A 22,467-nucleotide genomic window follows, 5' to 3' on the forward strand; every position below is an offset into this window, starting at 1 on the left:
CGCCTCCAGCACTCAACGACAAGATGTGGACAGCGTGTCCTTTTCGTGGTTCTCTGTATATGGGCACAGCGTCCACATCTACCGGAGGTACCCATGAGCAGCACTCGCGTCGCCCTCGTCACCGGGGGCTCGGGCGGGATCGGCCGCGCGGTGGCCGAGCGGCTGGCGAACGACGGCATGGCCGTCGGCGTGCACTACGCGGGCAACAAGGCCCGGGCCGAGGAGGTCGTCGCCGCCATCGAGGCGGCCGGCGGCCGGGCGATCGCCGTCGGCGGCGACGTCGCGGAGCCGGCGGAGATGGAGGCCGCGTTCGACGCCGTCGAGGAGGCGTTCGGCGGGATCGACGTCGTCGTGAACACCGCCGGGATCATGGTCCTGGCGCCCATCGCGGAGCTCGACCTCGACGACCTCGACCGCATGCACCGCACCAACATCCGCGGCACCGTCGTCGTCGCCCAACAGGCCGCCCGTCGGGTCCGCGCCGGCGGCGCGATCGTCGCGTTCTCGACGTCGGTGACGCGGCTGTCGTTCCCCACCTACGGCGGCTACGTCGCCAGCAAGGGCGCCGTCGAGGCTCTCGTCCCCGTTCTCGCCCGCGAGCTGCGCGGCCGCGACATCACCGTCAACGCCGTCGCGCCCGGCCCGACCGCGACACCGCTGTTCCTCGACGGCAAGACCGAGGAGCAGGTCGCCGGGCTCGCGAAGGTCGCGCCGCTCGAGCGCCTCGGGCAGCCGGACGACATCGCGGAGGCCGTCGCCTTCCTCGCCGGACCCGCCCGCTGGGTCAACGGCCAGACCCTGTTCGCCAACGGCGGACTCGCCTGAGAGGCCCGGACATGCACCAGAGCATCGTCATCACCGGCGCCTCGAGCGGCTTCGGGGCCATGAGCGCCCGCGCGCTCGCTCGCGCCGGCCACACCGTCTACGCCGGCATCCGTGACACGGCCGGCCGGAACGCGCCCGCCGTCGCCGACGCCGCGGCCTTCGCGGCCGAGCAGGGCGCGGACCTGCGCACCGTCGAGCTCGACGTCGCCGACCAGGGCTCCGTCGACGCCGCGATCGACGGCGCCGAGGTCGTCAACGCCGTCGGCGACCGCGTGCGGACGGAGTTCTACCGCCGGATCGGCCTCGACGACCTGCTGCACGTCCGGGCATGACCGGGAGATCGCTAGCATCGCCGGTCGTGGACGACCAGCGCCGGCCCCGGGGACGGGGTCGGCGCCCGGCCGACGAGGTGCGCGGCGAGGTGCTGGCCGCCGCGGGCGAGCTCCTGCTCGCCGAGGGCATGGCGGGCTTCACCTTCGAGCGCATCTCGGCGATCTCGGGCGCGAGCCGGACCACCCTGCACAAGTGGTGGCCGTCGCGCGGCGCCCTCGCCCTCGAGGCCTACTTCCGCTCGGTGCAGAGCACCCTCGCGTTCCCCGACACCGGCGACATCGCCGCCGACCTCACCGACCAGCTCACCGCGTTCGTCCGCCTGGTGACGGAGACGCCCGCGGGACGGGTGATCGCGGAGCTGATCGGCTCGGCGCAGACCGACCCCGAGCTCGCCGCGGCGTACCGCGAGCACTACTCCGCGCCGCGTCGGGCGCTCGCCGTCACGGCGATCGAGCAGGCGCGTGACCGCGGCGAGCTCCGCGATGACGTCGACGCCGAAGCGGTGGTCGACCAGCTGTGGGGCGCCTGCTACCACCGGCTGCTGATCCCCGACCAGCCGCTGACCGAGGAGCTCGCCCGCACCCTCGTCGCCCAGGTGGTCCGTGGAGTGGCACGGAGGTGACGAAGGTGACGGCGACGGGAACGGTGGTGCGCAACCAGGTGACAGGAAAGGCGTAGGCTGGATGGCGTCTGGATCGATCCGGTAGTCTCCGTCACGGCCCAGACGTCCCGTACACCGCACCCGAACGAAGGTTGCCGTGCCCGCACGCACCACGCCCGAATCCGAGGTCGACGCCCTCGACGTCGAGCTCTCCGAGCTGCGCCAGCTCCTCGACCGCCTCGATGGCCTGACCCACCAGGCGCGCACGCGGCTTCGCCGCATCGAGCAGCACCGCAACGGTGTCGACCCCCGCTGGATCGACCGCGCCGCTCGCTGATCCCGTCCACCCGACGAGCCCGCCCCGACCTGGTCGGGGCGGGCTTCCGTGTGTCCGGGGCTCGGACGGTCGGATCTCAGGCGGCGAGCGCCGCGTAGCGCCCCTCGCGGTCCACCAGCTCGGCGTGCGTGCCGGTCTCGACGACCCGGCCGTGGTCGAGCACCGCGATCCGGTCGGCGTGACGCACGGTCGACAGGCGGTGCGCGATGGTCAGCGTGGTGCGGTGCCGCGCGAGGTCGTCGAGTGCGAGCTGCACGGCCCGCTCGGTCTCGGTGTCGAGCGCGCTGGTGGCCTCGTCGAGGACGAGCACCCGCGGGTCGCGCAGGAGCGTGCGGGCGATGGCGATGCGCTGCTTCTCGCCGCCGGAGAAGCGGTGACCCCGGGCGCCGACCATCGTGTCGTAGCCCTCGGGCAGGGCGGCGACGACGTCGTGGATGCGGGCCGCGCGGGCGGCGGCCTCGATCTCGGCGTCGGTCGCGTCCGGCTTGGCCGCGCGCAGGTTCTCGCGCACGGTGGTGTGCAGGAGGTAGGTCTCCTGGCTGACCACCCCGACGACGCCGGCGAGATCGGCCAGCCGCAGGTCGCGCAGGTCGACACCGTCGATCGTGATGCGCCCGGCGTCGGGGTCGTGGAGGCGGGCGACGAGCGCGCCGAGCGTCGTCTTGCCCGACCCGGTCTCCCCCACCAGCGCGAGCGTCGTGCCGGCAGGCACCGTCAGGTCGACGTCGTCGAGGGCGGGCCGGTGGCCACCGGGATGGGTGAAGGTCAGGCCCTCGATGCGCAGGTCGCCGCGGACGTCGTTGAGCGACACCGGGTCGTCCGGGTCCGCGATGTCCACCGTCAGGTCCTGGTACTCGAAGATCCGCGCGAACAGCGCCAGCGAGCTGGCCACCTGGACGCCGACGTCGAGCAGCCCCGAGAGCGGCCGGAAGATCCCCGCCTGCAGCGAGGTGAAGGCGACGAGGGTGCCGATCGAGAGCGCGCCGACGGTCCAGGGCAGGCCCGCGCCGACGTAGATCAGAGCCGGGATGGCCGCGAAGACGACGCCCATCGTGGCCATGCGCCAGCGTCCGGCCAGCTGCGAGCGCAGCTCGAGGTCGGTGAGACGGGCCGAGGACGACGTGAAGCGTTCGACGAGGGCGGGGCCGGTGCCGAGCGTGCGGTGCAGCGCGGCGGCGTCGACCGACAGGCCCTCCTCGATCGTGACGTTGAGGTCGGCGAGCTCGCGCTGGCGTGCCGCGGTCAGCTCGCGGCGCATGCGCGCGACGCGGCGGCTGACGAGCACGGCCGGCGGCAGCACGACCAGGGTGACGAGCGCGAGCTGCCAGGACAGGGCGACCATGGCGACGGCGGTGGCGACGACCGTCGTGAGGTTGGCGGCGATCGACGTCGCCGTCGAGGTGACGACGGTCTGCATGCCGCCGATGTCGTTGGTGATGCGCGACTGCACCTCGCCGGTGCGGGTGCGCGTGAAGAAGCCGAGCGACTGGCGCTGCAGGTGGGCGAAGACGTCGGTGCGCAGACGGTGCATGACACGCTGGCCGACGCCGGTGGAGATCCAGGTCTGGACGACGCCGAGCGCCGCGGTGACGGCGGCGACGCCGATCATCCCGGCGGCGAGCAGGACGAGCAGGCGCAGGTCGCGCTGCGGGAGCGCCTCGTCGATGACGGCGCGGAGCAAGAACGGCGAGGCCATGGCGACGATCGACGACGCCACGATGACCGCGACGACGACGGCCAGCGGCCGGCGGTCCTGACGGAACAGGCGCGCGACGCGACGCAGGGAGACCTGGCGCGCCAGCTCGGCGTCCTCGGCACGGGTCTCACGGCTGGGTTCAGGGGGGCGGGGCAAGGGGCGACTCCTCGGTGGTGGGTTGCTGAGGTAACCTCAACGTGAGGCTACAACAACAACTCGCGAAGGGTATTCCCCGTGGATGACGAGCGCAGCGACGACCCGGAGCAGAGCTCGCTCGCGGAGACGTTCTGGCAGGTCGCGCGCCGGCTGCGCCACCAGTCGCGCGAGGCGCTCGCCCCCTGGGGCGTCTCACCCTCCCAGCTCCGGGCGCTCGGCGTGCTGCTGCGCCACGGCGCGGTGCGCTCGGGCGAGCTCGCCGAGCACCTGCGGATCGCGCCCCGCTCGGCCACCGAGGTCGTCGACGCGCTCGCGGAGCGCGGCCTCGTCGAGCGCCGACCCGACCCCGAGGACCGGCGGGCGACGCAGGTCGTCGCCACCGAGGCCGGCACCGAGCTCGGGCGCGCGGTGCAGGCGGCGCGCGCCGCCGAGGCCGATCGCGTGTTCGCGACCCTCGGCGACGACGACCGCGCCGAGCTCACCCGCCTCCTGCGCCTGCTCGCACCGTAGGGGGCGCGTGGAGGAGGCCGTCCGCGATGCTTCGATGTTCGAAGCATCGCTGCACTGCCCTACCGCGCGGAGACACCCTCGAGGACGTCGCGCAGCACGACGGCGAACTCGTCGGGCTTGCCGGGCCAGCCGAACTCGCCGTCGAGGAAGCCGCCGTGGTGGCTCGGGAAGACCACGGCCTCCTGGCCGAGACGCTCGGCGGTGGCCACCGACGTCCGCGCGGTGAACGTCCCGGCGGTCTCCTCGGCGACGCCGATGACGACGCGGGTCGGCGCCGCGGTGAGGGCGTCGACGTCGAGCTCGTAGTCGGTGACGGCGAGAGAGTGATCGGAGAGCAGCGGGTCGTCGCGGGACCCGTCGTCCTCGGTCGGCATGCCGAACATCGCGGGGTCGGGCGCCGGCTGGGCGAAGTACTCGTCGGTGAACGCGCCCTGCCACATCCCCAGGGCCATGAAGCCCGCCATGCCGTGGCCCCAGCCCCGGGCCCGGTAGGCGTCGCGGAACCGCGTCGACGCCCGGTGGGCCGCCTCGGCGTCCGGCAGCACGCCGATGATCGGCGGCTCGTGCGCCACGAGGGTCACGACGTCCTCGGGGTGGGCGGTGACGAGCTGCAGGCCCGTGACCGCTCCCCCGCTGCTCCCGAACACCTCCACCGGCCCGGCGCCGAGCTCGGCGATCAGCGCGTGGAGGTCCTCGGCCTGGGTGACCGGGTCGTTGTCGACGCGGCCGTCGCTGCGGGTGCTGCGGCCGAGCCCGCGGGGGTCGTAGGCGACGACGGTGCGCTCCTCGAAGCGTGCCGCGAGAGCGCGGAAACCGCTCGCGTCCATCGGCTGGCCGATCATGAGCAGCACCGGGTGCCCGTCGGCCGGCGGCAGCGGACCGTAGACGTCGTAGACGATCTCGGCGCCGTCCACGGAAAGGACCTTCGTCTCGGCCACGGCCTGCTCCCCCGGGGTGGAGTACGGATATCGAACCAACGAGTCCCAGCGTTGCGCTCAACCGTGGGGTTGTCAAGGCGCCGCCGCCGAGCACCCGACAGGACGCGGTGATGGAGTGTGCGCCATGGCCGACGCCCCGAGCACCATCGTCACCACCCCGGAGCAGGAGCGTCTGCGCGGGGAGGTCCGCGAGCTCTGCACGCGGTTCCCGGACTCGTACTGGCGGGAGCGGGATCGGGCGCGGGAGTACCCAGATGCGTTCGTGGATGCGCTGACCGAGGCGGGGTATCTGGCGGTGCTGATCCCGGCCGAGTACGGCGGGGGTGGGCTGGGGATCACCGAGGGCTCGATCGTGCTGGAGGAGATCAACCGCTCCGGTGGGCACTCGGCGGGCTGTCACGCGCAGATGTACACGATGGGGGCGCTGCTCAAGCACGGCTCCGAGGCCCAGAAGCAGACCTATCTGCCGGCGATCGCGGACGGGTCGCTGCGGCTGCAGGCGTTCTCGATCACCGAGCCCGAGGCCGGGTCGGACACCACCGACATCGCCACCACCGCGGTGCGCGACGGCGATGGCTACGTGATCAGCGGGCACAAGAACTGGACCAGCCGCATCGAGCAGTCCGACCTCGCCCTCGTGCTGGCCCGTACCAGCCCGCGCGCCGACGATCCCGCGGAGCGGACCCGGGGGATCAGCCTGTTCCTGGTCGATCTGCGCGAGGTCCGGCGTGAGCAGCCCGAGGCGCTGGAGGTGACCCCGGTGCGCACGATGTTCAACTACGCCACCAACGAGGTCCGCTACCGGCACATGCGGGTCCCGGCGTCGGCCCTGATCGGGGAGGAGGGCACAGGGTTCCGCTACGTGCTCGACGGGTGGAACGCCGAACGGATCCTGCTCGCCGCCGAGGCCGTCGGGGACGGTTACTGGTTCATCGCCCGCGCCACCGACTACGCCACCTCCCGCGAGGTGTTCGGACGGCCGATCGGGGCCAACCAGGGCGTGCAGTTCCCGCTCGCGCGGGCCTACGGGCAGGTCACCGCGGCGGATCTGATGCGCTACCGGGCGGCGGCGTTGTTCGACGCCGGCCAGAAGTGCGGCGAGCAGGCCAACCTGGCCAAGCTGCTGGCCAGTGAGGCCAGCTGGCAGGCCGCGAACGCGTGTCTGGACACCCACGGCGGCTACGGGTTCGTCGACACCTGGGACGTGGAACGCAAGTTCCGCGAGACCCGCCTCTACCAGGTCGCCCCGGTCAACAACAACCTCGTGCTCGCCTACCTCGGCCAGCACGTCCTCGGGCTGCCCCGCTCCTACTAGACCGCGACGCGGTCGTCCGACGGCCGGCGCATCCGGAGGATCGCCCAGCCGACGAGCGCCGCGGACGCGACCGTGAGCACGAGGCCGGAGATCGTGACGGCCTCCCGGAACTGCACGGCCTGCGCCCCGGTCCAGTGCGGCGCGGCAATGCTCCCGGTGAACAGGGCCGCGAGGATGGTGCCGGCGACGGCGATGCCGACGGCGGACGTGACCTCGGAGGCGGTGTCGACGAGCGCCGCGCCGATCGAGGTGCGGTTCTCCGGCAGGCCGTTCAGCACGTTGTAGCCCGCGACGACGCCGACGACGCGCATCCCGGCGGCCACGAGCACCAGGGCGGCGGCGACCCAGACGTAGCCGAGGCCGCCCAGCAGGCTGTACACGGCGAGCCCGGCGACGACCGTCGTGGCGCTGATCGAGGCGGCCCGGCCGACGCCGACCCACCGCACGAAGCGGTGCACGAACGGTCCGCCCGCCACGAGGACGACCACCTGGGGCAGCATGCCGAGGGCCGCGAGCGCCGGGGACCAGCCCCAGGCGAGCTGCAGCTGCAGCGTCACCATGTAGCCGAGGCCGGCGATCGCGAGCCCGGCGGCGGCCTTGAAGGCGAGGCCGCTCGACACCAGGGGTCGGGCGACGAGCGCGAGGTCGAGCAGCGGGTGACGCGCCGAGCGCTCGCGCAGGACGAAGAGGACCGCCGCGACGACGGTCGCGCCGGTGGCGACCCACGGCACCCACGAGCCGGCGCCCCGCTCCACGAACAGCGTGGGCGCGACGAGGGCGAGCACGACGGCGGCGGTGCCGAGCACGCCGCCGGGGACGTCCGCGGGCGTGCGGTGCCGGTCGTCCGGCCGGTCGGCGGCGATGCCGCCGCGGATGCCGAGGATCGCGAGCGCGGCGACGGGCACGTTCACCAGCAACAGCACCTGCCACGGAGCGATCGCGAGCACGAAGCCCCCGGCCGTCGGGCCGACGGCGAGCCCCACCAGGCCGACCGTCGAGATCAGCGTGATCGCGCGGACGCGCAGGCCCTCCTCGTCGAAGAGCCGGAAGGCCAGCGCGATCGAGCCGGGCGTGGTCATCGCGGCGGCGACGCCCATCACCGCGCGGACCGCGATGAGCTGCTCCGCGCTGGTGACGAACGCGGTCGCGAGGCTCGCGGCCCCGAGCAGCACCAGGCCGACGAGCATGACCCGGCGGCGCCCGACCCGGTCGGCCACGGCGCCGAACACCAGCATCAGCCCGCCGAAGACCACGGCGTAGGCGTTGGTCACCCACTGCAGCGCGACCGTGGAGGCCGCGAGCTCGCGGCCGATCGTCGGGAGGGCGACGGTGAGGATCGAGTTGTCGAGCATCTCGACCAGGAAGACCGCCGAGAGACCGGTCAGCGCGAGCCACGCCGCACGCAGGGAGCGCGGGGAGCCACCGGCAACCGACGGCACGAACGCTGTTCTTGTCACGAACATCGTTCTAGGCGCGAGCACTGTTCGTGTCAACTGCTACGCTCGTGACGTGTCCGACCGAGGAGCGTCGCGCGACCGGTGGGCGGCGCAGATCGCCGCGCTCGACCAGCCCCGGCGGGCGTCGCGGCCGCGCAAGCCGCCGATCACCGTCGAGCGGATCGTCGACGCGGCGTTCGGGCTGGTCGCGGCCGAGGGGTACGACGCTTTGACGATGCGGCGGGTCGCCACGGCACTGGAGACCGGGCCGGCGTCCCTGTACGCGCACGTCCGCGACAAGGCCGAGCTCGACGACCTCCTGATCGGCGAGCTCTGCGCCCGGGTGACGCTGCCGGCGCCGGACGCCGCACGCTGGCGGGAGCAGGTCGTCGACGTCTGCCGTGCGCTGCGCGACGAGTACTTCCGCTACCCGGGCATCTCACGCGCCGCGCTGTCCACCGCCCCCCACAGCCTGGACGCCCTGCGCCTCACCGAGGGCCTGCTCGCGATCCTCCTGGCGGGCGGGGTGTCGCCGCAGGACGCCGCCTGGGCGATCGACGCCGCGTTCCTCTACGTCGGCGCCTACAGCCTCGAGGCCTCCCTGCGCCGGCAGGCCGACGAGCGCACCGACCGCCGGCTCCTCGATCGCGACGAGGTGGTCGAGCGGTTCCGGATACTGCCCACCGACCGCTTCCCGCACACCGTCGCCCACGCCGCGGAGCTCACCGCCGGCGAGGGGCACGAGCGGTTCGACTTCACGCTGGAGCTGCTGCTCGGCGGGCTCGCGACCGGGGGGCCGGGGAGCTAGCGCTGCTGGGCGCGCCGGGCCGCGGCGATGACCTCGGTCAGCGCGCCGTGCAGGTCGCGCAGCTCCGGGAGGTCCATGTCGAGGCGCTCGACGATGGCCGGCGGGATCTGCTCGGCCTGCGCGCGCAGCGCGACGCCCGCCGGGGTCAGGCGCACGGCCAGCGAGCGCTCGTCGCCCGGGTCGCGCTCGCGGGTGAGGTAGCCGGCGGCCTCGAGGCGCTTGAGCAGCGGCGAGAGCGTGCCGGGGTCGAGCTCGAGGCGGCGGCTGAGCTCCGTCACCGACAGCGGCGCGTCCTGCCAGAGCGCGAGCATCACGAGGTACTGCGGGTGCGTGAGGTTCATCGGCTCGAGCAGCGGCCGGTACACCGAGATCACGGTGCGGGCCGCGACCGCGAGCGCGAAGCAGACCTGGTTCTCGAGGGCCAGCGGATCGAGGTCCTCCAGTGCGGTGTCGCCCATCCCACGTCCCCTCATCGCCGGTTCGTGGTCATAATACTGGTGTGCAAACCATTGGTGCACCAACGATGGAGACCGACGTGACCGTCCGCCGCCCGAACCCCCTGCTGTGGCTCTGGTACGCCTTCGGCGGGTCGTTGCCGGCGCGGTACGCGCCGTGGGTGCTGCGCGACACCACCTGCCGCACGTGGTGGCTGCGCCACGTCCTGCGCGCGGTCGTGCAGATCTCCCCGTTCGTCATCGCGATCGTCGTGTTCGTCCCCGGCCCGCTCTGGCTGCGCCTCATGTGCTCCCTCGGCGGGGCGATCATGGGTCTGATCTTCTCGATCAGCTACCTGCACGAGACCGCCGAGCACCGCCTGGTCAAGGCCGGCTACCCGGCGGGCACCGGCCCCGCGACGCGCGCCGAGCGCACGGCCGAGAAGGACGCCGCGGCGGCCGAGCGCTACGCCGCCCGGTACCGGACCCCGCCCGGCGCCTGACCGGCCCCAGACACACCGGCCAGGACATACCGGCCCCGGGCACACTGGGCACGTGACCACGCCCGACATCCCCGACGGGGACGACCCCGACACCGACGACGACACCGTCTTCGAGCAGCTCGACGAGGCCGAGTCCCTCGACAACCCCGACCTCGACGACCCGCTCGACGAGGGCATCTCCCCGAACGAGCAGCCCTGGGGCACCACCGCCTGGGGCGTCACGCCCGAGGAGGAGGAAGAGGGCGAGCCGCTGGCCGACCGCCTGCGCCGCGAGGAGCCCGACGACGACGAGGACACCGACGACGGCGACGGCCTCGGCGACGAGTCCGACACCGACGGCGAGCTCCGCGACGACGAGGTCGGCGACGACCGCTCCGGACGGCTCGTCCTGAGCGAGGACGGTGAGGACTTCTTCGCCGAGGACGTCGGCGTCGACGGTGCCGGGGCGAGCGCCGAGGAGGCCGCGATCCACCTGGTGGACGACGAGCGCTGACCCGGGCTCAGGCGACCAGGCCCACGACCTCGTCGGCCACGCCCCACGACACGGTGACGCCCACCCCGCCGTGGCCGTAGGCGTGGACGACGCCCCGGTCGTCGACCTCGACCCGCGGTGACGGCCGCGCCGGGCGCCACCCGACCTCGCGGCCGAGCACCCGGGCGTCGGCGAGGCGCGGCTCGACGGCGATCGCGCGGGCGAGGATCTCCTCGGCCACCTGCGCGTCGGGGGTCCCGTCGTCGGGCGGAAGGGCGGCGCCGCCCACGACGACGCGGCCGGGGTGCGGGAAGACGTTGGTCCAGCGCGGGGTGGCGACGACCTCCATCGAGAACTCCTCGATCCCGGCGTCGGCGAGCACGACGTGGACGCCGCGCACCCCGGTCACCGTCGGGTCCCCGGCGAGCACCCCGGCCCCGCTCCCCGCGGCGTTCACCACCACGCGTCCGGGCTCCGCGAGGTCGGCGAGGTCGGCGACGTGCCGCTGCTCGACGACGACCCCGAGCCGCGCGGCCCGGTCCGCCAGGTGCGCGAGGTAGGTCGGCATGTCGGCGAACGGGAGGGTGACGGCCATGCCGACCCGCCCCCGCGTCTCGTCCGGGCCGAGCGCCCGGAAGTCGGGGAGCACGCGGGCCCACGGCGGCAGCTCGTCGGCGACGTCGACGTGGATCCGGCCGTGTCGCCGGTGGATGCCGGTGGCGGGGTCGTCGGCGAGCTCCTCGAAGACCGGGGTGGAGCGCTCGGTCCACGTCGTCAGCGGGTCGTCGGGGCCGGCCCCGCTGATCCCGAGCATGGCGCCCGCCGCCACGGACGTCGTGTCCTCCACCGCCCGGTCCGTGAGGACCCGGACCCGGTGACCCGCCTCGGCCAGCCGGATCGCGCTCGACAGGCCGATCACGCCGGCACCCACCACCACGACGTCGCTCATGGTCGACATCATGGCGTCACCGGGCGGGACGCGGCTTGGACGAATCCGATCACCGCGCGAGCTCCGAGAGCGTGACCGCCGCGAGGCCGCGTCGCCCGGTGCGCGCGAGGAGGGCGTCGACGGTGCCGGCGACCGCCTCGCGTCCCGGGCCCTCGTGCAGGACGACGACGGCGCCGCGCCGGACCACCGTGTCCAGCCACCGCGCGGTCCCCGCCGTCCCGGCGCCGGCCCCGGCGACCGCCACCGCGCTGCCGAGCACGGCGCGCAGGCCCTCCGCCTCGGCGATCGCGAGGTGCTCCGCCGTCGGCCACCCGGAACCCGGCCGGAACCACCGCACCGGGGCGTGCGCCTCCAGCGTCCGCCGGGAACGCCGCAGCGAGTCCCGGAACGCCTGCTCCTCGAGGCGCCAGCTCGGCTCGTCGCGCCAGGTGTGGTTCCCGAGCTCGTGGCCCTCCCCCACCAGGCGGGCGACGAGGTCGGGGTGGCGCTCGGCGCGCTCGCCGAGGACGAAGAACGTCGCCCGGGCGCCCCGCCGGGCCAGCACGTCCAGCAGGGCCGGGGTGGTCGACGGGTCGGGCCCGTCGTCGATCGTGAGGGCGAACCGTCGCGCCCGCGTCGGGACGGCGAACAGCACCCGCCCGCGCAGGACGGGGCCGAGCGCACGGGCGAACGGAGCCACGGGTTGATCCAACTCCTGCGGGGGAACGGGGGCCGTATGAGCGAAGCGAGCCGGGTGTGGCGGGTGGACGTCGACGGCAGGGAGTACGAGATCGAGGTCGACCACAGCACGTGGTCCGGCGGCATCGAGGTGCGCCGGAACGCCGAGGTGGTCGCGACCGGCCGGTTGTGGCTCACCGCGAAGCGCTTCGAGGTCCCGGTCGGCAGCAGCACGGCGCTGGTGGAGGTCGAGTCCGCCTACGCCGGGTTCGCCGCGCGCAGCGAGCTGCACCTCGACGGGCGGTACGTCGAGCCGTTGCGGGGCTGACGCGATGACGTCCGACGGGCTGCGCGCGACGGCGGCACGGGTGGCGGAGCTGCTCGACCTGGCCGAGCCGGACGGCGACCCCACACCGGAGCAGCGGCAGTGCTTCGACCGGGCGGTCGCCGCGCTCCGGGCCGGTGGCCCGGAACTGCTCGACACGCTCACGCCCCACCTCTGGGAGTACTACCGCGACGTCGAGGACGCCGTCGGCGCGGACAACCTCGGCATGCCGCCGCTCGCCGACGACGCCGACATCTGGGCCCACGTCGAGCTGCCGCGCAGGCCCCTGCTGATGGAGGACGGGCCGGACGCCGCGTCGCCGTGCTACGTCAACTTCGAGGGCGAGGTCCCGTGGGAGCCCGAGCACGGGCTCCAGCTCGTGTTCGACGCCACCGGGGCCGTCTGCCGCGTCGGGCCCTACACCGGCCACCTGACCGTCAGCCCGTCGATCCTCGCGGCACACCCCGGCACGGTCTACGGCTGACCCTCACTCACCCCGGAACGTCGCCTTCCCGTGGCCCTGCTCGACGAACGACGCCATCGCGTTCTGCAGGTCGGCGGTGGCGAACAGCTGCCCCGCGGCGCCCGGCGTCACCCGGTGGGCCGCCTCGAGGCCGCCCTCCGCGAGGTGACGCAGGATCTCCTTGGTGGCCGCGTGCGCCGTCGTCGGGCCGGCGGCCAGGGAGGCGGCGAGCTCGCGGGCGGCGTCGTCGAAGCCCTCCTCGGGCAGCAGGCGGTCGACCACGCCCCAGCGCTCGAGCTCCTCGGCGCCGAAGCGTCCGGCGGTCATCACCAGCAGCCGCGCGCGCCCGGGCCGGCGCGCTCGGCCAGGCGCTGCGTGCCGCCCATGGCCGGGGTCAGGCCCACGGTCGCCTCGACCAGCCCGAACGAGGCGCGCGGGCTCGCGACGATGAGGTCGCACGCGAGGGCCACCTCGAACGCCCAGGTCAGCGTCAGCCCGTGCGCGGCGAAGACCGTCGGGAACGGCAGCCGGTGGATCCGCCGGCCGAGGTCGACGAGCTCGTCGAAGTAGCGGGTGCCGGCGTCGACGTCGCCGGCCTGCGCCATGGGGTGGAAGATCTGCTTGACGTCGACGCCGCCGCTGACGACCTTGCCCTCGGCGCGCACCAGCGCCGCCCGGGGCCGCGCGCGCTCCAGCTCGGCGACGGCGTCGCGCAGCGCCTCGTGCAGGGCCTGGTCGTAGAGGTTCAGCGGCGGGTGGTCGACGGTCACGAGGGCCAGGCCTGCGGCATCGACATCGACCGTCACGGGGCGGGTCGTCATGACCGGAGAACCTGCCCTACACGCGCCGCCCGAGCAGCGCGAGCAGCTCGTCGCGCGCCGTGTCGCCGGCGGGAGGCACCGGCTCGCCCCACAGGCCCGCTCCGGTGAGCATGATCGGGTCGCTGCGGATGTAGGCGAGCGCGCGGTCGACGCCGACCTCGTCCAGCGTCTCGTCGAGCCCCGCCCCGCGCGCGAGGTCCCACTCGTGCACGGTCAGGTCGAGCAGCATCTGCTCGGCGTACTCCCCGATCGGGAGCCACCCGAACGACGTGTGCCCCTGCGCGGCGTGCCCCTCGGTCGCTGTCCAGAGCGGCCGCGACCGGGCGACGGCGCGCCGCCACGCCCCGGGCGGGTCGTCCTGGAGCAGGTCGCCGTCGTACCGGTCGCCGACCTCGTCCATCGGCGTCCCCGCCAGGACGTGCGGCGCCCAGAGGTGCTCGAAGCAGAGGTGGGCGACGAGATCGCGCACCGACCACGCGCTGCAAGGGGTCGGGGCGTCCCAGGCGCCGGCAGCATCCGCAGCACGGACCCGGACCGTGAACCGGTCGATGGCGGCGGGTACCAGCGCACGGGCGTCGGCGCTGCGCGGATCGGCACCGGGGGGATCGGCACTGGGGGGATCGGCACTGGGGATATCGGCCATGGGCACGACCCTCCTCGCCGGGACCGGCGTCTGGGAAGCTCACCGGCGATGGCCGACGTGCACGACGTCCGTCGACTGGCCCTGGGGCTCGACGGCGTGGAAGAGATCGACAGCGACGGCTTCGACTTCCGCGTGGACGGTCGGGGCTTCGTCTGGTCGTACCCGGACCGCAGCGGCGGGCGCCGCGTGCTGCGCACCGACGTCGCGGTGCTGTTCGTCGGCGACGAGGCCGAGCGCCAGGCGCTGCTGCTCGGCGAGCCCGACCTGTTCTTCTCGACCCCGTCCTACGACGGGGCGCCGCTGGTGATGCTGCGTCTGGAGAAGGTGGACGTCGCGCGGCTGACCGAGCTGGTCACGGACGCCTGGCTGATGCGCCGCGAGCGCTGAGGTCCGGCGCGGCCGGGAGGCACGCCGTCATCCGCACCGTCGTCCCGTCCGACGGGTCGCTGTGGATCTGCACGAGGTCGCACAGCTGGTGGGCGAGGCCCAGGCCGTACCCGCGGCCCTCGGCGGGGCCGGCGCGGTGCCGCCCGACGAGGGGGTCGGCGATCCACCCGCTGTCCTGCACCTCGCACACGACCGCGGCGGGCTCCCCCCGCCCCGGCCCGGCTCGCGCGTCCACAGCGCGAGCAGGCCCGGGCGCCCGGTGTGCACCACGGTGTTCACCGCGACCTCGTAGGCGGCGAGGCTCAGGTCGGCGGCGCGGTCCTCGTCGAGCCCGGCGCGCAGCGCGTGCTCGGCGACGGCCCGGCGCACCACCCGCGGCCCGTCCGGCGCGGCGAACACCAGCGTCTCGCCGACCTCCTCGGGCTCGGCGAGCGGTCCGCTGACCCACTGCGCGAGCTCCGCGGGGTCGGCGTAGTGCGTGCTCGCCGTGCTGGCGCCCCGCTCGAGGATGACCGGGTGCGTGCGCTCCGCGTCGGCCACCACCGACGGGGCGAGCACGGTGGTGTCGTACGGGCAGAGCACCGTCGCGGGGCGGTCGGCCAGCGCGACGTTGATCAGCGCCTCGTGCTGCACCGCCGCGGCGTACTCGGCCGGGCTGCGGCCGGCCCAGATCGGCTCACCGATGATCCGCACGCGGCCACGGCCGGCGTGCTCGTCGACGAACGCCCGCAGCACGCCGGCGATGATGCGCCCGGGGTTGCGGCCGGCGACGGTCATGTCGTGGAAGACGACGTCGGAGGCCTGCGACCCCAGCGCGGCGTGCACGAGGTCGAGCCGGGCCGGCGGCGCCGCCATCATCACCGGCTCACCGGCGTCGAGCCCCTCCCGCAGGAACGGGACGGTGCCGGCGAGATAGGCCTCGTCGTCGGCGTAGAACAGCGCAGGATGGACCAGCGTGTCGGCACCGCCCTGGTGGTGCCGACCGTGCTCGTCGTCCGCGCTCATCGTCGCCATTCCGGCCGTCGGCTCCTTGACGGACGACATCCTGCCTGGTCCGGGCTCTGAACACCGCCGCCACCCGGCGCTTTCCACCCGGATACCGGCGTGCGGCGCAGCCGCGGCGGTGGATGCCGGACGCGCTTCCCCCGACCGCACCAGCCGAGCGCACTGCGGGCTAGCGCCGGCCCTTGCTCTGCCAGTACCCCGGACCAGGGGTGTCGACGGTGTGGCGCCGGCTCTTCGCGTTCCACGACCAGCGTCCGGCGCCGAGTCCCCAGCTGACGCCGTCGGGCCCGGCGTGGAGCCGGACCGGGCCGAGCTTGATCGTCCGCCGCAGGTGGTGGCGGGGGTGGACGTGGGGCAGCAGTCGGAATCCCATGGAGCCTCCTTCGTCGTCAGGTCAACGGCTGCCCCGGGGACGGAGTTCCCGAACGCCGCCGAACAGACGAATCGGTCAGGCGATCCGGTCAGGCGAACAGGTGCCCGCGGACCAGACCGCCGTGCAGGGTGCGGACGGACACGACGACCCACGCGGCGAGGAGCACGACGTAGAGCACGACCGCGGCGCCCGCGAGGGCGGGCAGCGGGAGGCGTGCGGCGAGGGCGCTGGTGCCGGTGACGCAGGTGCCGACGGGGAACGTGAAGCTCCACCAGGTCAGCGAGAACGGCAGGCCGCGGCGGGCGGTCCGGATCGTGACGGCCGTGGCGAGGGCGAGCCAGAGCATCGCGAAGCCCCAGACGGGCACGCCGTAGAGCAGGCCGAGCACCGCTGCGCCGGTGGCGTAGGGCTCGGGCAGGCTGCCGGCGGCCTGGCCGCCGAGCAGGTTCGCGGCGGTCACCGACTGGCCGAGCGGGCCGAGCACGATCCACATCGTCGGCACCGCCACGGCCGGGCCGGTGCCGTGGACGACGAGCTTGTGCCAGATCTGGGGCAGGATCGCGAGCGTGGCGAGCAGGCTCATCCCGAACATCGCGTAGCAGGCCAGCAGCAGCGTCGTCCGGGCCGTGCCCGCGTCCAGGTGCGGCAGGAGCAGGGCACCGTCGGCGGCCGAGACCATGGGCGGCACCACCGGCATCAGCCAGCCGCCGAACACGCCGTCGGCGCCGATCTCGTGCTCGGTGATCATCCGGTACGGGATCCAGACGGCCGTGACCAGGCCGATCGCGGTGCCGACGCCCCAGAGCACGCTGCTGGCGGCCACCGCCGTGCCGACCCCGAGCACCGGGCCGCCGAGCAGGACGGTCCCGGCGCCGACGGTCATCACGGCCATCGCGACCGCCCCGAAGGACTGGGCCATCACCGGGTTGCTCGCGTGGCGGCGGGCGGCGGCGGGATGACGCAGCCAGTGCACGGCCCAGGCCGCGACCAGCGCGATCAGCAGCACCGACGCGAGACCCCAGACGACGGTCGCGAACACCCGCAGACCGGGGACGGCCACCGGCAGGCTCGCCGCGGCGCCGCCGACGACGCCGGTACCCATCACGGTGGAGAACCAGTTCGGGCCGAGGTTCGCGAACATCGCACCCGGACGGTCGAGGTCCCGGAGGAGCAGGCGCGGACGGGCGACCGGGGCCGACGTAAGCGCCGTGGGCGCCGTGAGGGCCGCCGGGAGGGTCACCGCTCGCTCGTCACTCATCACCGTCATGACAGGAATGCTGGTGCGGCGGACGGTCCCCGAGTAGGTGGCCCGACCTCGTGCACCCATAAGCTGCGCTTGTGCCCCTGCCGCCCCGCGTGGCCGACCTCGGCCCCTACGACCTGCTGCTCTCGATCGCCGAGCGCGGCAGCATGGGCCGGGCGGCGGCCACGCACGGCGTCTCCCAGGCGGCGGTCAGCGCCCGGGTCCGCTCGCTGGAGGCCGCCCTCGGCGTGACGTTGCTCGAGCGCTCGCCGCGCGGGACCACGCTGACCCCGGCCGGGGCGCTGGTCGCGGGGTGGGCGCGCTCCGCGGTCGACGCGGCCGAGGCGCTGGAGGCCGGGATCGCCTCGCTGCGCGCCGAGCAGTCGAGCCGCCTGCGGGTGGCCGCGAGCCTCACGGTGGCCGAGTACCTGCTCCCCCGCTGGCTGGTCGCCCTGCGGACCCGCAACCCCGGCACCGCGGTGTCGCTGTCGTCGCAGAACTCCACCGAGGTCGCCGCCGACGTGCTCGCCGACCGCGCCGACGTCGGCTTCGTCGAGGCGCCGACCGTGCCCGACGAGCTCGACGCCCAGGTCGTGGCGCGGGACCAGCTCACCGTCGTCGTCTCCCCCGACCACCCGTGGGCCCGGCGCCGGCACGGGATCGACGCCGCCCGCCTGGCCACCACCCCGCTCGTGGCCCGCGAGCACGGCTCGGGGACGCGGTCGCACCTCGAGCGGGCGATCGGTCCGCTCGCCGAGCCCGTCCTCGAGCTGGCCTCGACCACGGCGATCAAGAACGCGGCGGCGGGCGGGGTGGCACCCGCGGTGCTCAGCTCGCTGGCCGTCGCCCCGGATCTCGCCGCCGGCACCCTCGTCGCCGTCCCGGTCCGCGGGGTGGCGCTGCACCGCGCGCTGTCCGCCGTGTGGCACCGCGGCCGCCCGCTGACCGGGCCGTCGGAGGATCTCGTGCGGATCGCGACGGGGTCGGGCCGAGACTGACCTTTTTCTCCGGCCTTTTCCTCCGGGCGTGTCCCTACGATCACCGTCATGACCGACGACCTCGCCTCCCGGGTCGCCGGGCCCGTCCTGCGGCCGGGGGACGACGGCTACGCCGACGAGCTCGCGGGCTTCGACCTCGCCGTGAGCCAGCGCCCCGCGGTCGTCGTCGGCGCGACGGGAGCCGCCGACGTGATCGCGGCCGTGCAGTACGCCCGCGACGCGGGGCTCGCGGTCGGCGTGCAGGCGACCGGCCACGGCATCACCGTCCCCGCCGACGACGCCCTGCTGATCACCACCCGGCGCGCCGACGCCGTGCGGGTCGACCCGTCCGACGGCACCGCGTGGATCGAGGCCGGTGCGGTCTGGAGCCGCGTGCTGCACGAGGCGGCGCCCTTCGGCCTGGCCCCGCTCGCGGGCTCCGCGCCGGCGGTCGGGGCCGTGTCCTACACGCTCGGGGGCGGGATCGGGGTGCTCGGCCGGCGCTGGGGGTTCTCCGCCGACCACGTCCGCCGGCTCGACGTCGTCACGGCCGACGGCGTCCCGCGTCGCGTGACCGCAAAGGACCACCCGGACCTGTTCTGGGCGCTGCGCGGGGGCGGCGGCAACGTCGGGGTCGTCACCGGGATGCAGGTCGGGCTCGTGGAGCTCACCGAGGTCTACGGCGGCGGACTCTTCTTCGCGGGCGAGGACGCCGGCGCGGTCCTGCCCGCCGTGGTGGCCGCCTGCGGCGACGCCCCCGACGAGGTCAGCCTGTCGGTGGCGATGGTGTCGTTCCCCGACCTCCCCGCCGTGGGTCCCCTGCGCGGTCGGTGGTCGTGCTGGGTCCGGGTCACCTCGTCGGGCACCCCGGCGCGGTGCGAGGAGGTCATCGCGCCGATCCGCGCGGCGGCGACCCCGTTCCTGGACACGGTGCGGACCATGCCCGTCACCGAACTCGGGACGATCCACAACGACCCCGTGACCCCGACGGCCACGAACAGCCACTCCCTCGCGCTGCGCGACGTCGACGCCGACATGGTGGCCGCGCTGCTGCGCCACGCCCGGCCCGACACACCCTTCGTCATCGAGGTGCGCCACCTCGGCGGCGCGCTGAGCCGCGAGCCCGCCGTCCCGAACGCCGTCGGGCACCGCGGGGCGGTCGCCACCGTCTACGTCACGGCCTACCCGCACCCCACCGGACCGTCGGCGTCCGACGACGCCGCGGAGCGGGCCCTGCTCGCCGACCTCGCGCCGTGGAGCGACGGTGGGGCGCTCGTCAACTTCCTCGCCGGCGCCCACGTCAGCACCGCCGACGTCCGGGACGCCTACGAGCCCGACCTGTGGGACCGCCTCGTCGCGGTCAAGACGGCCTGGGATCCGGACAACGTCTTCCGGATCAACCACAACGTCCCGCCGGCGCGGTAGGACGTCACCGGCCGGCCGGGACCCCGGCGGGCAGATCGCGGGCGCCCGCCGCGTCCCGGTGCCGCAGCAGCATGCGCCGCCCCACCAGCACCCCGATCCCGGCGATGAGCATCGCGACGGCCGCGACGATCCACGCCGCCGCGAAGGAGATCCCGGTGGCGAGCAGCCCGAACCCGACCGGGCCGAGGCACCCGCCCGCGTACACCCCGACCTGCACGATCGCGGTGGCCGCCGCCGGGGCGGAGGGGTTGAGGCGCACCACGGCGAACTGCAGCAGGCCGGGCCACGACCAGCCGAGACCGAAGCCGAGGACGGTGCCGACGACCAGGGCCGCCGATCCCGGGACCGCGAGCAGGAGCACCCCGGCGGCGCCGAGGAGCAGGGAGCCGGCGACCACCGCGACGTGGCCACCGGCGCGCCGGTCCGCGAGCCAGCCGTGGAGCATGCGCATCACGACGGCGACCACGCTGCCGAGCGTCAGGACGAGGCCCGCGAGGCCCGGCGCCACGCCCTGGTCGACCGCGGAGGCCACCAGGAAGATGCTCAGGCCGGTCGAGCTCGCGGCGCCGAGCCCCGCCGCGACCCCGACCACGGCCAGGGCAGCGGTCGCGCGGTCGGCCTTCCCGGCGGCCGAGCGCTCCTCCGGGCCGGACCCGCGGGGCGCGACGGCCAGGGCGCCGAGCGCCATGCCGGCCGCGATCACGTAGGCCCAGCGCCACCCGACGGTCAGACCCACGGCGGGCACGGCCAGGCCCGCGAGCAGCGTCGCCAGGGGGACGCACGCCTGCTTGACCCCGAACGACAGCCCGAGGCGTCGGGCCGGCATCGCCCGGGCGAGCGTGAGGTTCGTGCTGAGCTGGCCCATGACGTTGGTCCACGCCCCGAGCAGCACGATCGCCACGACGGCCGCGTAGCTGCGCGCGAGGGCCGCGATCAGCAGCATCGAGATCGCGGCCCCCACCAGCGCGATCCGGCTGGTGCGCCGGGACCCGAGCTTCTCGACCAGCTTCCCCACCGGCAGCGACACCAGCGCGGACACCCCGAAGTACGCCGAGACGATGAGGCCCAGCGCCGCCGGGTCGAAGCCCAGGTCCGCGCCGACCTGCACCGAGAGCGCGCCGAGCAGGAAGATCGGCAGCACCGTCGCGGTGGTGATCGCGACGGCACCGGACCCGACGCGCACCGCCGACTGCTGCTCCGTCTTCTCTGGCATCATGAGCAACGCTAACCGAATGCCGGGTCCTGCGGTGCCGGCTGAGCACCGTCACACAGCAGCGGTGCCGATCAGCCCCTTGCGCGTGACGAGCCCGGCGAGCTCCTGCTCGGACAGGCCGTCGGTGCCCTCCGGACGGCGCGGCACCACCATGTAGCGCGTCTCGGCGCTCGCGTCCCAGACCGTGATGCGCACGCCGTCGGGCAGCTCGAGGCCGAACTCGCGCAGGACCCCGCGGGGATCACGCACCACCCGCGACCGGTAGGCCTCGCTCTTGTACCAGGTCGGCGACGGCCCGAGCAGCGACACGGGATAGCACGAGCACAGCGTGCAGACGACGACGTGGTGCTCGTCGGCGGTGTTGGCGACGGCGACCAGCGGCTGCACCTGCAGGCCCGCCGCCATCGACATCCCGAGCTCCTCGATCGCGGTGCTCGCGTCGGCGAGCAGGCGCTCGCGGAACCCCGGGTCGACCCAGGCCCGCGCCACGATCGCCGCGCCGTTGGCCGGGGAGCCGCCGGCGGCGAACGCGTCGATGCGCTCGTCGAGCTCGCCGTCCGCCAGCCACCCCCGCTCCTCCAGCAGCGTCTCCACGTGCCGGACCCGCGCGGCGAGCGGTCCGTCGTCGTGCGTGGTGCTCATCGTGGGTCCCCCTCCGGGTCAGCGGGTTCGAGGTAGTCCTCCCAGAGCTCGACGACGACGTCGTGATCGCGGCCGTCGTCACCGGGACCGAAGAGGTCGCCGGCGCGGAAGCGCACCTGGTGCACGGCGCGCGGCGCGGAGTCGAGACCCTGCGCGAGCTCGTCGGCCAGCGGGTGCCGTCCGCAGGTGCCGACGATCTCGCCGACGACCCCGCGCGCGTAGCGCGGCAGCCGGGTGTGCCCGGGCGGGTCGGCCGTGCGGGTGCGGACGCGGTCGCCCGGCGCGAAGCGATCAGCCACCGGCCAGCTCCTCCGGCGTGGCGATCCCCTTCTCCGCGAGCAGCGTGGTGATCGCGTGGAACCACTTCTCGTAGTACGAGGAGGCCAGGTACTCCGCGGGCGGCATCCGCTCGATGGCGTCGCGGAACTCGTCGAGGTTGTAGACACCGCGGCGCAGCATCACCCCGTTGAGGGCGAAGACGTGCGCCTCCCAGTCGGCGTGGAAGGGCGGCTCGTCGGGCTCCTCGATCACGGCCGGGAACCCGACCATCCCGCCCACGTCGTTGATGCGGCTCACAGGCCGTTCCTACCGCAGACGGACCCGGACGCACGAGGTCCGGAAATCGCAAACAGGCCCAGAAATACCGAAAGGCTGTGATCCCGCGGGTATGAGGCGCGGGATCACAGCCCGGCAGGTCGGACGCGCACCCTGACGGCGGCGTCCGACCAGGCCAGTCCGGAGGAGTCTCCGGGAAGGCTGGGGAAGATCAGGCGGGGCGGACCGAGTCTGCCTGGGGGCCCTTGGCGCCCTGGCTCGACTCGAAGCTCACCCGCTGGTTCTCCTCGAGGGAGCGGAAGCCGCCACCCTCGATGGCCGAGTAGTGGACGAAGACGTCCTTGCCGCCGTCATCCGGGGCGATGAAACCGAAGCCCTTTTCGGCGTTGAACCACTTGACTGTGCCGTCGGACATGCATCCTCTT

29 protein-coding genes and 2 pseudogenes are annotated in these 22,467 nt (G+C 74.4%); 14 read left to right on the forward strand and 17 right to left on the reverse strand.

Features of this window, described 5'->3' with window-relative positions; translation table 11 throughout:
- The first annotated feature begins 93 nt into the window (after positions 1-93).
- The 4 genes from ACQPYN_RS20040 to ACQPYN_RS20055 all read left to right on the forward strand — a co-directional run bounded on the left by ACQPYN_RS20040 (position 94) and on the right by ACQPYN_RS20055 (position 2,096).
- Positions 94-825: an SDR family oxidoreductase gene (locus tag ACQPYN_RS20040; RefSeq protein WP_433026597.1), complete on the forward strand. Its 732-nt coding sequence runs from the start codon at positions 94-96 to the stop codon at positions 823-825.
- Between the two features lie 11 nt (positions 826-836).
- Positions 837-1,157 carry an SDR family NAD(P)-dependent oxidoreductase gene (locus tag ACQPYN_RS20045; RefSeq protein ID WP_433026600.1) on the forward strand — a complete coding sequence of 107 codons (321 nt, stop codon included), beginning with the start codon at positions 837-839 and terminating at the stop codon, positions 1,155-1,157.
- Positions 1,158-1,183: 26 nt separating this feature from the next.
- A complete protein-coding gene (locus ACQPYN_RS20050) occupies positions 1,184-1,780 on the forward strand; it encodes a TetR-like C-terminal domain-containing protein (RefSeq protein ID WP_433026603.1) in 597 nt (198 codons plus the stop codon).
- A gap of 136 nt (positions 1,781-1,916) precedes the next feature.
- Complete coding sequence (locus tag ACQPYN_RS20055; RefSeq protein ID WP_274195387.1) at positions 1,917-2,096, forward strand: hypothetical protein; 180 nt, start codon at positions 1,917-1,919, stop codon at positions 2,094-2,096.
- A 76-nt stretch (positions 2,097-2,172) separates the two neighbouring features.
- On the opposite strand, the gene ACQPYN_RS20060 is transcribed toward ACQPYN_RS20055, so the two are convergent.
- Positions 2,173-3,948, reverse strand: a complete 1,776-nt coding sequence (locus ACQPYN_RS20060) for an ABC transporter ATP-binding protein (protein WP_433026606.1) — start codon at positions 3,946-3,948, stop codon at positions 2,173-2,175.
- Positions 3,949-4,026: 78 nt separating this feature from the next.
- Here ACQPYN_RS20060 and ACQPYN_RS20065 point away from each other — a divergent pair, with 78 nt between their 5' ends.
- The gene (locus ACQPYN_RS20065) at positions 4,027-4,458 is read left to right on the forward strand and encodes a MarR family winged helix-turn-helix transcriptional regulator (protein ID WP_433026609.1); all 432 of its coding nucleotides are present in this window, start codon (positions 4,027-4,029) and stop codon (positions 4,456-4,458) included.
- A gap of 59 nt (positions 4,459-4,517) precedes the next feature.
- Here ACQPYN_RS20065 and ACQPYN_RS20070 read toward each other — a convergent pair whose 3' ends face one another.
- Positions 4,518-5,396: an alpha/beta fold hydrolase gene (locus ACQPYN_RS20070; protein ID WP_433026612.1), complete on the reverse strand. Its 879-nt coding sequence runs from the start codon at positions 5,394-5,396 to the stop codon at positions 4,518-4,520.
- 124 nt (positions 5,397-5,520) lie between these two features.
- Between ACQPYN_RS20070 and ACQPYN_RS20075 the strand changes: the two genes are divergently transcribed.
- Entirely contained in the window at positions 5,521-6,711 is a 1,191-nt protein-coding gene (locus tag ACQPYN_RS20075; protein ID WP_433026615.1) for an acyl-CoA dehydrogenase family protein, read from the forward strand.
- Here ACQPYN_RS20075 and ACQPYN_RS20080 read toward each other — a convergent pair.
- On the reverse strand, positions 6,708-8,174 hold the full coding sequence (locus ACQPYN_RS20080; RefSeq protein WP_433026618.1) for an MFS transporter: 1,467 nt from the start codon (positions 8,172-8,174) through the stop codon (positions 6,708-6,710). The two genes, ACQPYN_RS20075 and ACQPYN_RS20080, sit on opposite strands and share 4 nt — an antisense overlap.
- 46 nt (positions 8,175-8,220) lie before the next feature.
- Between ACQPYN_RS20080 and ACQPYN_RS20085 the strand changes: the two genes are divergently transcribed.
- A complete protein-coding gene (locus ACQPYN_RS20085; RefSeq protein WP_433026621.1) occupies positions 8,221-8,955 on the forward strand; it encodes a TetR/AcrR family transcriptional regulator in 735 nt (244 codons plus the stop codon).
- Here the strand turns inward: ACQPYN_RS20085 and ACQPYN_RS20090 are convergent.
- A complete protein-coding gene (locus ACQPYN_RS20090) occupies positions 8,952-9,413 on the reverse strand; it encodes a MarR family winged helix-turn-helix transcriptional regulator (protein WP_433026624.1) in 462 nt (153 codons plus the stop codon). The genes ACQPYN_RS20085 and ACQPYN_RS20090 overlap by 4 nt on opposite strands.
- A gap of 77 nt (positions 9,414-9,490) precedes the next feature.
- Here ACQPYN_RS20090 and ACQPYN_RS20095 point away from each other — a divergent pair, with 77 nt between their 5' ends.
- Complete coding sequence (locus ACQPYN_RS20095) at positions 9,491-9,892, forward strand: DUF5313 family protein (protein WP_433026627.1); 402 nt, start codon at positions 9,491-9,493, stop codon at positions 9,890-9,892.
- Between the two features lie 52 nt (positions 9,893-9,944).
- Positions 9,945-10,385, forward strand: a complete 441-nt coding sequence (locus tag ACQPYN_RS20100; protein ID WP_433026630.1) for a DUF5709 domain-containing protein — start codon at positions 9,945-9,947, stop codon at positions 10,383-10,385.
- Between the two features lie 7 nt (positions 10,386-10,392).
- On the opposite strand, the gene ACQPYN_RS20105 is transcribed toward ACQPYN_RS20100, so the two are convergent.
- Together ACQPYN_RS20105 and ACQPYN_RS20110 are read right to left on the reverse strand one after the other, a co-directional pair.
- Positions 10,393-11,313 (reverse strand): FAD-dependent oxidoreductase, encoded by a 921-nt coding sequence (locus tag ACQPYN_RS20105; RefSeq protein ID WP_433026633.1) that lies wholly within the window; start codon positions 11,311-11,313, stop codon positions 10,393-10,395.
- Between the two features lie 49 nt (positions 11,314-11,362).
- Positions 11,363-11,992: a polysaccharide deacetylase family protein gene (locus ACQPYN_RS20110; RefSeq protein ID WP_433026636.1), complete on the reverse strand. Its 630-nt coding sequence runs from the start codon at positions 11,990-11,992 to the stop codon at positions 11,363-11,365.
- A gap of 36 nt (positions 11,993-12,028) precedes the next feature.
- Here ACQPYN_RS20110 and ACQPYN_RS20115 point away from each other — a divergent pair, with 36 nt between their 5' ends.
- Both ACQPYN_RS20115 and ACQPYN_RS20120 read left to right on the forward strand, forming a co-directional pair.
- Positions 12,029-12,298, forward strand: a complete 270-nt coding sequence (locus ACQPYN_RS20115; RefSeq protein ID WP_433026639.1) for a hypothetical protein — start codon at positions 12,029-12,031, stop codon at positions 12,296-12,298.
- Between the two features lie 4 nt (positions 12,299-12,302).
- The gene (locus tag ACQPYN_RS20120; protein ID WP_433026642.1) at positions 12,303-12,779 is read left to right on the forward strand and encodes a DUF6985 domain-containing protein; all 477 of its coding nucleotides are present in this window, start codon (positions 12,303-12,305) and stop codon (positions 12,777-12,779) included.
- Between the two features lie 3 nt (positions 12,780-12,782).
- Here the strand turns inward: ACQPYN_RS20120 and ACQPYN_RS20125 are convergent.
- Positions 12,783-13,579, reverse strand: a pseudogene (locus ACQPYN_RS20125) (enoyl-CoA hydratase/isomerase family protein).
- 16 nt (positions 13,580-13,595) lie between these two features.
- Positions 13,596-14,213, reverse strand: a complete 618-nt coding sequence (locus ACQPYN_RS20130) for a TIGR03086 family metal-binding protein (protein WP_433038967.1) — start codon at positions 14,211-14,213, stop codon at positions 13,596-13,598.
- A gap of 57 nt (positions 14,214-14,270) precedes the next feature.
- Between ACQPYN_RS20130 and ACQPYN_RS20135 the strand changes: the two genes are divergently transcribed.
- Complete coding sequence (locus ACQPYN_RS20135) at positions 14,271-14,609, forward strand: MmcQ/YjbR family DNA-binding protein (protein WP_433026645.1); 339 nt, start codon at positions 14,271-14,273, stop codon at positions 14,607-14,609.
- On the opposite strand, the gene ACQPYN_RS20140 is transcribed toward ACQPYN_RS20135, so the two are convergent.
- The 4 genes and pseudogenes from ACQPYN_RS20140 to ACQPYN_RS20155 form a co-directional block, all read right to left on the reverse strand.
- Positions 14,575-14,844: an ATP-binding protein gene (locus tag ACQPYN_RS20140; protein ID WP_433026648.1), complete on the reverse strand. Its 270-nt coding sequence runs from the start codon at positions 14,842-14,844 to the stop codon at positions 14,575-14,577. The genes ACQPYN_RS20135 and ACQPYN_RS20140 overlap by 35 nt on opposite strands.
- A 47-nt stretch (positions 14,845-14,891) precedes the next feature.
- Positions 14,892-15,653, reverse strand: a pseudogene (locus tag ACQPYN_RS20145) (anti-sigma factor RsbA family regulatory protein); the annotation flags it as partial.
- A gap of 130 nt (positions 15,654-15,783) precedes the next feature.
- The gene (locus ACQPYN_RS20150) at positions 15,784-15,987 is read right to left on the reverse strand and encodes a DUF4236 domain-containing protein (protein ID WP_433026651.1); all 204 of its coding nucleotides are present in this window, start codon (positions 15,985-15,987) and stop codon (positions 15,784-15,786) included.
- Between the two features lie 88 nt (positions 15,988-16,075).
- Positions 16,076-17,254, reverse strand: coding sequence for a TDT family transporter (locus ACQPYN_RS20155; protein ID WP_433026654.1), 1,179 nt, complete (start codon positions 17,252-17,254; stop codon positions 16,076-16,078).
- A 71-nt stretch (positions 17,255-17,325) separates the two neighbouring features.
- Here ACQPYN_RS20155 and ACQPYN_RS20160 point away from each other — a divergent pair, with 71 nt between their 5' ends.
- A complete protein-coding gene (locus ACQPYN_RS20160; RefSeq protein WP_433026657.1) occupies positions 17,326-18,228 on the forward strand; it encodes a LysR family transcriptional regulator in 903 nt (300 codons plus the stop codon).
- Between the two features lie 48 nt (positions 18,229-18,276).
- Positions 18,277-19,632 carry an FAD-binding oxidoreductase gene (locus tag ACQPYN_RS20165; protein ID WP_433026660.1) on the forward strand — a complete coding sequence of 452 codons (1,356 nt, stop codon included), beginning with the start codon at positions 18,277-18,279 and terminating at the stop codon, positions 19,630-19,632.
- 4 nt (positions 19,633-19,636) lie between these two features.
- Here the strand turns inward: ACQPYN_RS20165 and ACQPYN_RS20170 are convergent, their stop codons facing one another.
- The 5 genes from ACQPYN_RS20170 to ACQPYN_RS20190 form a co-directional block, all read right to left on the reverse strand.
- Positions 19,637-20,845, reverse strand: a complete 1,209-nt coding sequence (locus ACQPYN_RS20170; protein WP_433026663.1) for an MFS transporter — start codon at positions 20,843-20,845, stop codon at positions 19,637-19,639.
- Positions 20,846-20,896: 51 nt separating this feature from the next.
- Positions 20,897-21,487, reverse strand: a complete 591-nt coding sequence (gene nthA, locus ACQPYN_RS20175; protein WP_433026666.1) for a nitrile hydratase subunit alpha — start codon at positions 21,485-21,487, stop codon at positions 20,897-20,899.
- A complete protein-coding gene (locus ACQPYN_RS20180) occupies positions 21,484-21,786 on the reverse strand; it encodes an SH3-like domain-containing protein (protein WP_433026669.1) in 303 nt (100 codons plus the stop codon). Before ACQPYN_RS20180 ends, nthA begins: the two co-directional genes overlap by 4 nt.
- Positions 21,779-22,063 (reverse strand): hypothetical protein, encoded by a 285-nt coding sequence (locus ACQPYN_RS20185; RefSeq protein WP_433026672.1) that lies wholly within the window; start codon positions 22,061-22,063, stop codon positions 21,779-21,781. The genes ACQPYN_RS20180 and ACQPYN_RS20185 overlap by 8 nt, the downstream gene beginning before the upstream one ends.
- A 190-nt stretch (positions 22,064-22,253) precedes the next feature.
- A complete protein-coding gene (locus tag ACQPYN_RS20190) occupies positions 22,254-22,457 on the reverse strand; it encodes a cold-shock protein (protein ID WP_274191308.1) in 204 nt (67 codons plus the stop codon).
- Between the last annotated feature and the right edge of the window lie 10 nt (positions 22,458-22,467).

The sequence above is a fragment of the Actinomycetospora sp. CA-053990 genome (genome assembly GCF_050948445.1).
In the GTDB taxonomy this organism is placed as follows: domain Bacteria; phylum Actinomycetota; class Actinomycetes; order Mycobacteriales; family Pseudonocardiaceae; genus Actinomycetospora; species Actinomycetospora callitridis.